This window comes from Silvimonas iriomotensis, from assembly GCF_014645535.1.
Classification (GTDB): Bacteria; Pseudomonadota; Gammaproteobacteria; order Burkholderiales; family Chitinibacteraceae; genus Silvimonas; species Silvimonas iriomotensis.
The window spans coordinates 942,958-956,192 of the sequence record NZ_BMLX01000002.1 but is presented as its reverse complement, the minus strand read 5'-3'; the positions used below and the strand labels follow the sequence as shown (position 1 = coordinate 956,192).

The following is a 13,235-nucleotide window of genomic DNA, read 5'->3' as shown; positions in this document are numbered from 1 at the left end:
CAGGAAAGCCGCATGGATTTACCCACGCTCAAAGTTGAACGCCTTTACCGGCAGATTTCGAATCTGATCATCCAGTACATCAAGGATGGCCGCTTCAAAGTGGGCGAGGCATTGCCGGCCGAGCGTGATCTGGCGCGGCAACTGGGGGTAGGGCGCTCATCCGTGCGGGAGGCGCTGATTGCGCTGGAGATCGCCGGCTGGGTGGAAATCCGGACCGGTACCGGCGTGTTTGTACTGGCCGCAGAGGAACCGGCCGTGACGGCCCCGGGCGCGGATGTCACCAGTGCGACGGCCTTGCTGGAAGCGCGCAGCCTGTTTGAGGGCGAACTGGCCGCACTGGCGGCGGAGCGTGCCAGCCCGGCGCAGATCGCGGCACTGGGTTTGCTGCTGGATGAAATGGCCCATGAAAGCGAGGAAAACCCCGCGTTTCATGATAGTGACCGCCGTTTTCACTGGCTGATTGCCGAGATGACGGGGAACGAGGTCTTGCAGGAGATGGCCCAGACGCTATGGAACAAACGCTATTCGCCGTTGTTCCAGCAACTGGAAAACCACTATGGCGTGGCGCAATGGGCTTCGCACGTGGTGGCAGAGCACCGCGCCATTCATGCCGCCATTGCGGCGCATGACGCGGTGGCGGCGCGGGCCGCCATGACCCGCCACCTGGATCAGGTGCTGGAAAAACTGTTCCGGCAGACCTGATCAGGCCGCGTTGCGGGTGGCGTCGATCAGCGTTTTCACGCCGGCTTCGTCCCAGCCGCTTTGCAGTACTTTAAGTAGTGCCACGCGCTCATCAATCAGCACCACCGCTTCTTTGACGCCGCTCAGGGCAGAGAGGTCTGCCGTGAGCTGAGTGGCATCGCCATGCCAGTTTTCGCCAATGTGGAACATCTGCGTTTTCACCGGCAGCGGCGGCTGCAGCCCGAAAGTGACAATCAGCCACAACGCCATCAGGGCGGCACACAACCAGAAAACCGGCGCGGCACCGCCATGCTGGAACAGCCAGCCCGCCGCCGCCGAACCCACGAACATCGCCAGTGACTGGCAGGTGTTATAGACCCCCATGGCGGTGCCTTTGGCGGCGGTCGGGGCGATCTTGCTGATCAGGCTGGGCTGGGTGGCTTCCAGAATATTGAAGGCGATGAAGTACAAACCCAGCCACACGCAGATCAGCGTCAGATTGGGCATGTACAAGGCCATGCCGGTCTGCGCCACCAGCATCAGCGCAATGGCCAGCAAAAAGACATTCTTCAGCTTGTTGCGCTTCTCCGCCACGATCACGGCCGGCACCATGAAAATAAAGCCGACCACCACCACCGGCAGATACACCATCCAGTGATTGGCAACCGGGACGTGGCCGGTGCTGGCCAGCAGCAGCGGCATGACGGTGAACATGGCCATTTGTGCAGCGTGCAGCGCAAACACACCGTAGTTCAGCCGGCGCAGTTGCGGGTGTTTCAGCACCGCTGGCAGGCGTGCCGCGCTGGCTTCGGCATCAGAGTGAAACCGCGACAGGGCCGGGCTGGGGATGACCTTCCACACGCCAATGATGGCCGCGACGGTCAGGCAGGCTGTCAGCAGGAAAATCCCCGGCAGGCCAATCCAGTTGGCCAGTTTGGGCGCCGCGACCAGCGAAACCGCGAAAGTCATGGCGATACTGCCGCCAATCATGGCCATGGCCTTGGTGCGATGCTCTTCACGCGTCAGATCTGCCAGCAACGCGGTAATCGCCGCAGAGATCGCGCCGGCGCCTTGCAGCGCCCGGCCGGCAATCATGCCTTCGATACTGGTCACGCTGGCGCACACCAGGCTACCAATGGCAAACATCACGAGGCCAAAGTAGATCACCTTCTTGCGACCGACCCGGTCTGACCACATGCCAAACGGCAACTGCAGCAGCGCCTGCGTCAAGCCGTATGCCCCAAAGGCCAGCCCGACCAGGGCGTGGTTGTCGCCGCCCGACAAGTGCGCAGCGTAAACCGCGAACACAGGCAGGATCAGAAACATGCCCAGCATGCGCAAGGCGTACAGCCCGGCCAGACCGAGCGAAGCGCGAAGTTCCAGAGGTGTCATCAGATCAGTTCAATCCGGCAGCCTTGCGGCCACCGTTTATTGTTTTGCGGGTTGTTCCAGATTAGGCAGGAATGCGGTCAACAGGCCAATCAATGGCAGGAAAGCGCATACCTGATACACGAATTCGATGCTGGTCCGGTCTGCCAGCAAGCCCAGCACCGCCGCGCCGATCCCGCCCATGCCAAAGGCAAAGCCGAAGAACAGCCCCGAGACCATGCCCACCTTGCCGGGAATGAGTTCTTGCGCGTACACCAGAATGGCAGAAAACGCCGAAGCCAGGATGACGCCAATGATGGCCGTCAGCACGCCAGTCCAGAACAGGTTGGCGTAGGGCAGGATCAGTGTAAAAGGTGCAACGCCCAGGATCGATGCCCAGATGACATATTTGCGGCCAATGCGATCCCCGATCGGGCCACCGATCACCGTACCTGCCGCCACCGCAAACAGGAACAAGAACAGATGCACCTGCGCCGCCTGCACGGTCAGGTTGAACTTGTGCATCAGGTAAAAGGTGAAATAACTGCCGATGCTGGCCATGTAGAAATACTTGGAGAAAATCAGCAGCAACAAGATGCTGATGGAAAAACCGATCTGCTTGTTGGTCAGGTGATGCACCACCTTGCGTCCACCCTTGCCGCGCGCGCCCAGATGATGCGCCTTGTACCAGCCGCCCACCTTGATCAGCACCGCAATGGCGACCAGTGCCGCCAGCGAGAACCACGCAATGCTGGGCTGGCCGAATGGCACGATGATCGCCGCCGCCAGCAAGGGGCCCAGCGACGACCCCAGATTACCGCCCACCTGGAACAACGATTGCGCCAGACCATGTCGTCCGCCCGAAGCCATGCGCGCCACGCGGCTGGATTCCGGATGAAAAATCGACGATCCCGTACCCACCAGCGCGGCCGCGACCAGCAAGGTGCCAAAGTTGGGCGCCACCGACAGCAGCAGCAAACCGCACAGCGTAAAACCCATGCCGATCGGCAAGGAGTACGGTTGCGGTTTCTTGTCGGTATACAAACCCACCAGCGGTTGCAGCAGCGATGCCGTGATCTGGTACGTCAGCGTGATCAGGCCAATCTGCGCAAAAGACAGGTTAAAACCGCCTTTCAGAATGGGATAAATAGCCAGGATCAACGACTGGATCATGTCGTTGAGCAAGTGCGAGAAACTGATCGCACCCAGCACCCGGAAAGCGGTGCCCTGTTCACTGGAAGCGGCTGCGTTGGCCGGCGTGCTCAGACTGTTCTGCATGCTGTCGCAAGTAACTGTATCAACGGGAAACACGTAGTTTATCAGGTTGGCATGATGGACGTGGGCGGCTTGCATGAACACACCGTTTTGTACGCCCGGGTATCCAGAACACTGCGCCGCAGGCGCTGCCAACTGGGTTGGTCCTGGCCAGCAAAGGCCACTTCTGGCGGCCTGACCGGATTTCTGCCTGCGCGGGAATGACGCCGCAATGTGTCAGTCAATGTGGACGCGCCCGGCCACAAGCATCAACGCCGCCCCCTCTGGAAATCCTGCAAATCCCCCATATCTGTTCCAACATGTTTAACCGACCGATTCTGTTATATTGACGGATTGGCTTTTCCGACTGGCATACGGCGCATGAACTATCGTCCCGCTATCGAGCAAGATATCCCCCTGATCCGTATTCGTGGTGCGCGCACGCACAACCTCAAGAACGTGAATCTGGATTTGCCGCGCGGCAAGCTCGTGGTCATTACCGGGCTTTCGGGCTCGGGCAAGTCGTCGCTGGCGTTTGATACGCTGTATGCCGAAGGCCAGCGCCGCTATGTCGAGTCGCTCTCGGCGTACGCCCGCCAGTTCTTGCAGTTGATGGAAAAACCCGATGTTGATCTGATCGAAGGCCTGAGCCCGGCGATCTCCATCGAGCAAAAAGCCACCAGCCATAACCCGCGCTCCACCGTGGGTACGGTGACGGAAATCCACGATTACCTGCGCCTTTTGTTTGCGCGTGTCGGTACGCCGTACTGCCCGGATCACGAGCTGCCGCTGGAATCGCAAACCGTCAGCCAGATGGTTGATCACGTGCTGGCGCTGCCGGAAGACACCCGCCTGATGATCCTGGCGCCGCTGGTGATCGGCCGCAAAGGCGAGAACCTGGAGCTGTTCGACGAGTTGCGCGCCCAGGGTTTTGTGCGGGTACGGGTCGACGGCGAAGTCTACGAGCTTGATGCCGTACCCAAGCTGGACAAGAACAAGAAACACACCATTGAGGTGGTGATTGACCGCCTGAAGGTGCGTGAAGACGTCAAACAGCGCGTGGCCGAATCGTTCGAGACCGCGCTGCGCCATGCTGATGGCCGTGCCATTGCCGTGGAAATGGAAAGCGGCAAAGAACACTGGTTCTCTGCCAAATTTGCCTGTCCGGTGTGCAGCTTCAGCCTGCCTGAACTGGAACCGCGCCTGTTCTCGTTCAACAACCCCATGGGCGCCTGCCCCAAGTGCGATGGCCTGGGGCAAATCACCTTCTTTGACCCCAAGCGCGTCGTGGCGCATCCGGAACTGAGCCTGGCGGCGGGGTGTATCAAGGGGTGGGACAAGCGCAACCAGTTTTACTTCCAGATGCTGACCAATCTGGCCGCGCATTACGACTTTGACACCAATACTGCGTGGGAAGACCTGCCGGAACATATCCAGCAAGTGGTGTTGTATGGCTCGGGCAAAGAAGAAATCACCTTTGTTTACCTGAACGAACGCGGCAGCCGGTTTGAGCGTGCGCATACCTTTGAGGGCATCATCCCCAATCTGGAACGCCGTTATCGCGAGACCGACTCTGTCGCCGTGCGTGAAGAACTGGCCAAGTACCAGAACAACCAGGCTTGTCCGAGCTGCGGCGGTTCCCGTCTGCGCCGCGAAGCGCGTTATGTCCGTGTGGGCGACGAAACGCTGCACCAGATTTCGCAAATGGCGCTGCGCGACTCCAGCCAGTTCTTTACTGCGCTGGGCTTTGAAGGTAACAAGGCGCAGATCGCCGAGAAAATCGTCAAGGAAATCCGCGAACGGCTGGGGTTCCTGGTCAACGTCGGTCTGGATTACCTCAGTCTGGAGCGCAGCGCCGACACCTTGTCCGGCGGTGAAGCGCAGCGGATTCGTCTGGCCTCGCAGATTGGCTCCGGGCTGACCGGCGTGATGTACGTGCTGGATGAACCTTCGATCGGCCTGCATCAGCGTGATAACGATCGCCTGATTGCCACGCTGATGCGTCTGCGCGATCTGGATAACACCGTGATCGTGGTTGAACACGATGAAGACGCCATCCGCGCGGCAGATTACCTTGTGGATATGGGGCCGGGTGCTGGCGAGCACGGCGGCCAGGTGATTGCCGAAGGCATACCTGAAGTGGTCATGAAGAACCCGGATTCGATCACCGGGCAGTTCCTGTCTGGTGCCCGCCGGATTGAACTGCCGGCAGAACGCCGCCAGCCAGATCCGGATAAATGGTTCACGCTCAAGGGCGCGCATGGCAACAACCTGAAGTTTGTTGATCTGGCGCTGCCGGTGGGTTTGCTGGTGTGTGTCACGGGCGTGTCCGGCTCGGGCAAGTCCACGCTGATCAACGACACGCTGTACGCCATTGCCGCACGTGACCTGAACGGTGCCTCGACTGAGCCTGCGCCGTATCACGAAGTGCACGGCATGGATCATTTCGACAAGGTCATCAACGTCGACCAGTCACCGATCGGCCGCACCCCGCGCTCCAACCCGGCAACGTATACCGGTCTGTTCACACCGATCCGCGAACTGTTTGCCGGCGTGCCATCGTCACGTGAACGCGGCTACGGGCCAGGCCGTTTCAGCTTCAACGTCAAGGGCGGCCGCTGCGAAGCGTGTCAGGGCGATGGCGTGATCAAGGTGGAAATGCACTTCCTGCCGGACGTGTACGTCCCGTGCGATGTGTGTCACGGCAAGCGCTACAACCGTGAAACGCTGGAAGTGCAGTACAAAGGCCAGAACATTACCGAAGTGCTGGAAATGACGGTCGAGCATGCGCTGGAGTTCTTCAGCGCAGTGCCGACGGTGGCGCGCAAACTGCAAACGCTGATGGACGTGGGCCTGGGTTATATCCGCCTGGGCCAGTCGGCCACCACGCTCTCGGGCGGTGAAGCGCAGCGCGTGAAGCTGGCGCTGGAACTCTCCAAGCGGGATACCGGTCGCACGCTGTATATCCTGGACGAGCCGACCACGGGTCTGCATTTCCACGACATCGACCTGTTGCTGGGCGTGGTGCGTCGTTTGCGTGAGCACGGCAATACGGTGGTGGTGATCGAACACAATCTGGACGTGATCAAGACCGCAGACTGGATTGTCGACCTGGGTCCGGAAGGCGGCGCGGGTGGTGGCGAGATCATTGCCGTGGGTACGCCGGAAGACGTGGCCAGAAGCAGCCGCTCGCACACGGCCAAATACCTCAAGCGCGTGCTGGATAGCCATCAGTAATCCGGCTTGGCCAGACGCAAAAAAGCCTCCGCATGCGGAGGCTTTTTTTATGGCGCTTGTCCGCGCGGAGCGTCTTAGCCGTTCGGCTGGTAAATCACCAGATGCACGCCCGGCGTGAACGATTGCTGCGGGTTCCAGCGCTTGATGTCTGCCGTATCGACATTGTGGCTGCGGGCGATGGAATTGAGCGTATCGCCGCGCTTGACCACATACTTTTGCGCCACCGGTGCGGTATAGCTGATGCGCTTGATTCCGGCGGTGTTGCTATTGCCGTTGCTGGCCAGTTTGAGCGTTTGCCCCAGCTGGATATGGTTGCTGCGCAGGCCGTTCATGGACTTGATCGAGGCCACGGTCACGCCGTAACGCTTGGCGATATTGAACACGGTATCGCCACGTGCCACGCGGTAAGAGATCACGCCATTGGCGCTGTCATCACGCATGGCCACGGCCGGCAGGCGGCGGGCCTGCGGCTTGTCCTGGGCGCCGGTATCGACCGGGTCTGCCGCGCGGTTGGCCGCCAGGGCAACCAGCGTTTGCTGTTCAGAGGCATTCACGTCTGCGTTTTTCGGCACCAGAATGGTCTGGCCCCGGGCAACGCGTTCGCGGTTGGTGATGTCGTTGACGTCCTTGAGTTCAGTAACCGACATGCCGAACGAGGCCGCCAGTTTGTCCAGGTTCTCACCCGGATGCGTCACGTACGGCTGCCAGTTCAACAGCGGCTTGTCGTAGCTGGCCAGGTTTTTCTGGAACACATCGACCTTGTCAGCCGGCAGCACCAGCAGACGCTCGTCCTTGTGGGCAATCACCGGGCGGATAAACCCGGGGTTCAGCCGCAGCAACTCTTCGACCGGGGTTTCTGCCAGTTCGGCAGCCACTTTGACATCCATGTGGCGGTCCGGGCTGACCGTGGCAAAGTAGGCGCGGTTGGGAATGTCGTTAAGCGCAATGCCAAACGCGGCCGGGTTCTGCACGATATTGCGGATGGCCAGCAGCTTGGGCACGTAATTGCGGGTTTCGTCCGGCATGCGCAGGCTGGCAAAATCGGTCGGCAGGCCGGCTGCCTGGTTTTTGGCGATGGCGCGGGCGACCGCGTTTTCGCCCCAGTTGTAAGAGGCCAGCGCCAGTTGCCAGTCGCCGAACATGCCATGCAGCTCTTCCAGGTAGTCCAGCGCGGCCTGGGTGGCGGCCACCACGTCGCGGCGGCCGTCGTACCACCAGGTCCGTTCCAGACCATAGCGCTTGCCGGTATCGGGGATGAACTGCCACATGCCGGCGGCACGGGCGGGCGATTCAGCTTTGGGGTTGTACGCGCTCTCGATCATGGGCAAGAGCGCCAGTTCCATCGGCATGCCGCGTTTTTCGACTTCGCCGGAAACATAGAACAGATAACGCTGGCCACGATCCAGAATCCGGTTCAGGTATTCCGGGCGGGCGGCGTAGTAGTTTTCCCATTTGGTGACGAGCGCACTGTCCGGGTCTTCCATGGCAAAACCGGCGCGCAGACGATCCCACAACGAGTTGTAGGCAGCGATCGCTTCCGGAGAAGTCTCGCCAAACAGCATGGAAACGGTCAGACGGGTGTCGTCATTGATCTGGAAAGCAGGGTCGTGCAGCTGGTAATCAAGCCGGCTGGTTCCGACTGTTTCTCCTTCAGCAAACGTCGCTGTACTGAGCAGGCCGGCGATAACGCCAGCGAGCAGTCGGTATTTCATGATGCCAAGGCCCTGATTAATTTCAAATTGAACGGATGTTGCCTGGGCATGCCGACCCTGTCAACAACGCATTTCCGGGAATAAAACACGACAGGCGGTTCAGCCGCGGAACTCATCCTTCCAGCGACGCAAGGCGGCAAAGACGCTGACCGGGTCCTGAGCGGCCGGATCACGGCTTTGGGCTGCGGCGATGACGGCGGGTTCATCGGCCCGCAAGAACGGATTGGTCGCCAGTTCCATGCCGATACTGGAGGGCAATGTGGGCAGGTTGACTTCGCGTTTTGCGGTATCGCTGATAATGCGGGCAGCCAGCGGTGCGCTGTCCGGCTCAACCGCGCGGGCAAAACGCAGGTTGGACAAAGTGTATTCGTGGGTGCAATAAACCTGGGTGTCTTGCGGTAGCGCAGCCAGGTTCGACAATGACTGGAACATTTGCGCCGGTGTGCCCTCAAAAAGGCGGCCACAGCCGGCGGCAAACAGCGTATCGCCACAGAACACGCCGCCCGCACCGACATAGCCGATATGGTCCAGCGTATGGCCTGGCAGGGCCATAATCCGGAAGTCATGATCGAGCAGACGGATGGTATCTCCATCTGTGACGGGATTGGTCACACCTGCAATGCTGCCCGGACCATAAACCGGGCAGGGCGCAGCCACGGCCAGTTCAGCAAGGCCGCCGACGTGATCGGCATGATGGTGGGTGGCCAGAATCGCGACCAGATTGAGCTGGTTGGCCTTGAGGTAATCCAGCAATGGCCGGGCGCTGCCCGGATCGACGGCGACTGCGGCGGTGCCGTCTTGCAAAAGCCAGATATAATTGTCTTCAAAAATGGGAATCGGGGTGATCTTGAACATGGACATGCCCGTCAGCGTGGAAAACACGTTCGACTATTTTGCCGCCTGGCTGCAAAGCCCGCTAGGCAGTTATGTGCTGGCCGAAGAAGCCGGCTGGTTTGACCGCACCACGGCCGATATTTTCGGCTACAAGGCCATCCAGCTGGAACTGCCGCAAGTAGACTGCCTGCGCAGTAACCGCATGCCCTGGCGCGCCATCGCCGGGCAGTCGGCGGGCGTGCGCGTGCGTTGCGTGCCAGAGCTGCTGCCGTTCGAGAACCAGTCGCTGGATCTGCTGGCGTTGCCGCACGTGCTGGATTTTTGCAAAGACCCGCACCAGGTGCTGCGCGAGGCCGAACGCGTGCTCGTGCCCGAGGGCCGTTTGCTGATCACCGGGTTCAATCCATGGAGCCTGTGGGGCATGAAACGCTTGCGGCATCGCCAGCAAAGCGTGCCCTGGCAAGGTCAGTTCATTGCGCTGCCAAGGTTGAAAGACTGGTTGTCGCTGCTGAATCTGGAATCCATGCGTGGCGAATATCTGTGCTACAGCTTGCCGGTCCAGCAGGAAAAATGGCTGAACCGCTCCCGTTTTCTGGAGAACGCGGGTGATCGCTGGTGGCCGGCGGCGGGCGGGATATATTGCCTGGATGTGGTCAAGCGCGTGCGCGGTGTGCGCATGATCGGCCCGGGCTGGAAACGCGTGCCGACCCCGTCGGGTACCCCGGCGGCGGCGATCGACAAGCTGCGCTTCCAGGCGGAAAAAGACCGCTGCAAACCCTGATCCGGATCAGTTGCTGCGTTCTTCGCGGTCGCAGGCTTTGGCGGTGTCGTTCAGGTCTTTCAGGATTTTCTGCGCTTCATCGCGGTTTTTGACCTGGATATGCAGGTCGTGACCGCTGCCCAGGTTGCCACCGCCAAATACGATATGCACGTCCGTATCGGTGACATCGATGTATTGCACCACGGTCAGGTTCAGCCAGCGATCCGGTTTGCCCGCCATGTCCTTGCCCCAGGGGGCTCGCCACAAGCAAAATGGCGCAGCTTGTGCTGCGGTGGATGTCAGCCCGGCAATCAGGAACGCAACCAGAAAGACAGAACGCATTGTGTGCTTCTCCATAAATCAGCAAGGGCCGCAGACCTGGCCCGGTAGAGCGGTGATGGCGAGACGCGCGAAGCGCAGATAGTACGACTCAGTATGGCAAGGAGTGCAACGCGGCCAGCGGGCTGTGTTGGTGGCTCCAGGCCCCAAGGATTTGAATGCCCATTGTAGAGATGTATACCGACGGTGCCTGCAAGGGCAACCCCGGCCCCGGTGGTTGGGGCGCTTTGTTGCGTTATGGCGATAAAGAAAAAGAACTGTTTGGCGGTGAACCCCACACCACCAACAACCGCATGGAATTGATGGGCGTGATCAAGGGCCTTGCGCTTTTGCTGCGCCCGTGTGAAGTCATGGTGTATACCGACTCGCAATACGTGAAGAACGGCATCGAAACCTGGATTCACGGCTGGAAACGCAACGGCTGGAAAACGGCCGACAAAAAACCGGTGAAGAACGCCGACCTCTGGCAAGAACTGGATACCCAGGTGCAGCGCCATCAGGTGAGCTGGAAATGGGTGAAAGGCCACGCCGGCCATGAATTCAACGAACGTGCCGACCAGCTGGCCAACCGTGGCGTCGACCAGGTGCTGGGTCGCTTGTAAGTTATTGATATAGAAAATATATGCGTCAAATCATTCTTGATACTGAAACGACCGGTCTGCGGGTTGACGACGGCAACCGGATTCTGGAAATCGCGGCGCTGGAAATGGTCGACCGCAAGATCGTGGCCGAACATACGCTGCATCTGTACATCAACCCGGAACGCGACAGCGAAGAGGGCGCCCTGAACGTACACGGTTTGACCACCGGGTTCTTGTCGGACAAACCCAAGTTCGCGGCGATTGTTGATGACTTCCTCAGTTTTGTGGCTGGCTCTGAGCTGATCATCCACAACGCCCCCTTTGACGTGGGCTTTCTGAACGCGGAACTGGGCCTGCTGGGGCGCGGCAAGATTACCGACCATGTCGCCAGCGTGGTCGATACGCTGGCCATGGCCAAAGAACAGTTTCCTGGCAAGCGCAACAGCCTGGATGCGCTGTGTGACCGCTTTGAAGTAGACCGCTCCGCCCGGGTGCTGCACGGCGCGCTGATTGACTGCGAGTTGCTGGCGGAAGTGTATCTGGCGCTTACCCGCGGTCAGGACAGCCTGTTGATTGATTTCCAGCCGGATACCGGCGGTGCTGGCGCGGCGGGCGTCAGCGCCAGCGGTATCGCCCGCAAACCCTTGAAAGTGCTACAGCCGACCGAAGACGAACGCGCTGCGCATGACACGTATCTCAATGATCTGGACAAGATCGTCAAAGGCCAGTGTCTGTGGCGTGCCATCGAGAACCCGGCCCCGGCTGAACCCGGAACCGTGCAATGAGCATCATTGCGCTGTTGCCCGCTGCCGGTAGCGGTAGTCGCATGGGTGCGGCCATTCCCAAGCAATACCTGCCTTTGTGCGGCAAAACGGTGATCGAACACACCGTGGCGGCGCTGCATGCGGTGGACGAGATCGACCACGTTGTCGTGGTGATCTCGCCTGATGACACGCGCTGGGATGAATTGTCCTGGCAGGGTTTTGCGCGGCTCAAGGTCTTGCGTTGCGGCGGCGACAGCCGGGCGGCGTCGGTCTGCAACGGTCTTGCGGCCCTGCGGGATGACGGGCTGGAGGCGCAAAGCTGGGTGCTGGTGCATGATGCCGCCCGGCCGTGTATCTCGCCCGCACTTGTGGCCGGCATGATTGCCGAACTGAAAGACGACCCCGTGGGCGGCATTCTGGCCGTACCTGTGGCAGATACCCTGAAAGCGGCGGATGCCGGCCAGCGCATTGCCGCCACCCGCCCGCGTGATGGCCTGTGGCAAGCGCAAACGCCGCAGATGTTCCGCCTGCAGCCGCTGCATGACGCCCTGGTGAGCGGCATGGGGCCGGACATCACCGACGAGGCCAGCGCCATTGAAAAAACCGGGCAATCCCCAAAACTGGTACACGGTAGCCCCTGGAATCTCAAGGTGACCTGGCCGCAGGATTTGCACCTGGCCAGCCTGATCCTGGCCGGTGCGCAAGCAACAACCAACAAGGATTAAGAAACACATGGCAGAAACACTGGTGATCGAGGGTGGCAGCAAGGCAGAACGCTACCAGTCGCTGGAAAAGCAACTGACAGCCCTGCTTGAGGGTGAACATGACCCCATCGCCCGCATGGCCAATACTGCAGCCGCACTGCAAATGACCTTTGGCTGGCTGTGGATCGGTTTTTACCGCGTAGTGGGCGAGCAACTGGTGCTTGGCCCGTTCCAGGGCCCGATCGCCTGCACCCGCATTGCGTATGGCAAGGGCGTGTGTGGTGGCGCGTGGGCACAGAACAAGACGCTGGTCGTGCCGGATGTCGATGCCTTTCCTGGGCACATTGCGTGTTCTTCTTTGTCGCGCTCTGAAGTTGTGGTGCCGCTGTATGACGCCGACGGCAAAGTCACCGGCGTGCTGGATGTCGACAGCACTGAGCTGGCCACGTTTGACGATGAAGACGGCTACTGGCTGGAACGCCTGATGGCAGTGATGACCGGCGTGCCGCTCAAGGTGGCCGCATGAGAATCGGCCAGGGGTGGGACGTGCACCGGCTGGTGGAAGGCCGCAAGCTGATCCTGGGCGGTGTGGAGATCCCGTTCCACCTGGGTTTGCTGGGGCATTCCGACGCAGATGCGCTGCTGCATGCCATTACTGATGCGGTGCTGGGTGCGGCCGGGCTGGGCGATATCGGCCGGCATTTTCCCGATACCGATGCGGCCTTCAAAGGGGCCGATAGCCGCGTACTGCTGCGTGAAGCGGTGCGCCGCGTGGGCGAGACCGGCTGGGTTATCGGCAATGTCGATGCCAGCATCTTGATCCAGCAGCCCAAAATGGCGCCGCATATTCCGGCCATGGTCGCCAATATTGCGGCAGACCTGGGCGTGACGCCGGCGCAAGTCAACGTCAAAGCCAAGACTTACGAAAAGCTGGGCCCTGTGGGCGCATCGGAAGCAGTAGAAGCGCAGGCGGTGTGCCTGTTGTTGCCGCGCGAATAAGG

13 protein-coding genes are annotated in these 13,235 nt (G+C 60.4%); 8 read left to right on the top strand and 5 right to left on the bottom strand.

What is annotated here, in order from left to right:
- The first annotated feature begins 12 nt into the window (after positions 1–12).
- Complete coding sequence (locus IEX57_RS10930; RefSeq protein WP_188704347.1) at positions 13–702, top strand: FadR/GntR family transcriptional regulator; 690 nt, start codon at positions 13–15, stop codon at positions 700–702.
- Here the strand turns inward: IEX57_RS10930 and IEX57_RS10925 are convergent, their stop codons facing one another.
- Positions 703–2,073, bottom strand: a complete 1,371-nt coding sequence (locus tag IEX57_RS10925; protein WP_188704346.1) for an MFS transporter — start codon at positions 2,071–2,073, stop codon at positions 703–705. It abuts the gene before it with no gap.
- A 36-nt stretch (positions 2,074–2,109) separates the two neighbouring features.
- Positions 2,110–3,327: an MFS transporter gene (locus IEX57_RS10920; protein ID WP_188704345.1), complete on the bottom strand. Its 1,218-nt coding sequence runs from the start codon at positions 3,325–3,327 to the stop codon at positions 2,110–2,112.
- 357 nt (positions 3,328–3,684) lie between these two features.
- Between IEX57_RS10920 and uvrA the strand changes: the two genes are divergently transcribed.
- Complete coding sequence (gene uvrA, locus IEX57_RS10915) at positions 3,685–6,540, top strand: excinuclease ABC subunit UvrA (protein WP_188704344.1); 2,856 nt, start codon at positions 3,685–3,687, stop codon at positions 6,538–6,540.
- Positions 6,541–6,614: 74 nt separating this feature from the next.
- Here the strand turns inward: uvrA and IEX57_RS10910 are convergent, their stop codons facing one another.
- Together IEX57_RS10910 and gloB are read right to left on the bottom strand one after the other, a co-directional pair.
- Positions 6,615–8,252, bottom strand: coding sequence for a lytic transglycosylase (locus IEX57_RS10910; protein ID WP_188704343.1), 1,638 nt, complete (start codon positions 8,250–8,252; stop codon positions 6,615–6,617).
- Between the two features lie 99 nt (positions 8,253–8,351).
- Positions 8,352–9,107 carry a hydroxyacylglutathione hydrolase gene (gloB, locus tag IEX57_RS10905; RefSeq protein WP_188704342.1) on the bottom strand — a complete coding sequence of 252 codons (756 nt, stop codon included), beginning with the start codon at positions 9,105–9,107 and terminating at the stop codon, positions 8,352–8,354.
- Here gloB and IEX57_RS10900 point away from each other — a divergent pair.
- On the top strand, positions 9,106–9,867 hold the full coding sequence (locus IEX57_RS10900; RefSeq protein WP_188704341.1) for a class I SAM-dependent methyltransferase: 762 nt from the start codon (positions 9,106–9,108) through the stop codon (positions 9,865–9,867). The two genes, gloB and IEX57_RS10900, sit on opposite strands and share 2 nt — an antisense overlap.
- Before the next feature lie 6 nt (positions 9,868–9,873).
- On the opposite strand, the gene IEX57_RS10895 is transcribed toward IEX57_RS10900, so the two are convergent.
- Complete coding sequence (locus IEX57_RS10895; protein WP_188704340.1) at positions 9,874–10,188, bottom strand: hypothetical protein; 315 nt, start codon at positions 10,186–10,188, stop codon at positions 9,874–9,876.
- 155 nt (positions 10,189–10,343) lie between these two features.
- Here IEX57_RS10895 and rnhA point away from each other — a divergent pair, with 155 nt between their 5' ends.
- Genes rnhA through ispF form a run of 5 tightly spaced genes read left to right on the top strand, consistent with a single transcriptional unit; the run spans position 10,344 to position 13,233 of the window.
- On the top strand, positions 10,344–10,787 hold the full coding sequence (gene rnhA / locus IEX57_RS10890) for a ribonuclease HI (protein ID WP_188704339.1): 444 nt from the start codon (positions 10,344–10,346) through the stop codon (positions 10,785–10,787).
- Positions 10,788–10,807: 20 nt separating this feature from the next.
- Positions 10,808–11,551 carry a DNA polymerase III subunit epsilon gene (gene dnaQ, locus IEX57_RS10885; protein ID WP_188704338.1) on the top strand — a complete coding sequence of 248 codons (744 nt, stop codon included), beginning with the start codon at positions 10,808–10,810 and terminating at the stop codon, positions 11,549–11,551.
- A complete protein-coding gene (gene ispD, locus IEX57_RS10880) occupies positions 11,548–12,255 on the top strand; it encodes a 2-C-methyl-D-erythritol 4-phosphate cytidylyltransferase (RefSeq protein WP_188704337.1) in 708 nt (235 codons plus the stop codon). Before dnaQ ends, ispD begins: the two co-directional genes overlap by 4 nt.
- A 7-nt stretch (positions 12,256–12,262) precedes the next feature.
- Positions 12,263–12,760 carry a free L-methionine (R)-S-oxide reductase MsrC gene (gene msrC / locus IEX57_RS10875; protein WP_188704336.1) on the top strand — a complete coding sequence of 166 codons (498 nt, stop codon included), beginning with the start codon at positions 12,263–12,265 and terminating at the stop codon, positions 12,758–12,760.
- Positions 12,757–13,233, top strand: coding sequence for a 2-C-methyl-D-erythritol 2,4-cyclodiphosphate synthase (ispF, locus tag IEX57_RS10870; RefSeq protein WP_188704335.1), 477 nt, complete (start codon positions 12,757–12,759; stop codon positions 13,231–13,233). Before msrC ends, ispF begins: the two co-directional genes overlap by 4 nt.
- The last annotated feature ends 2 nt before the right edge of the window (positions 13,234–13,235 follow it).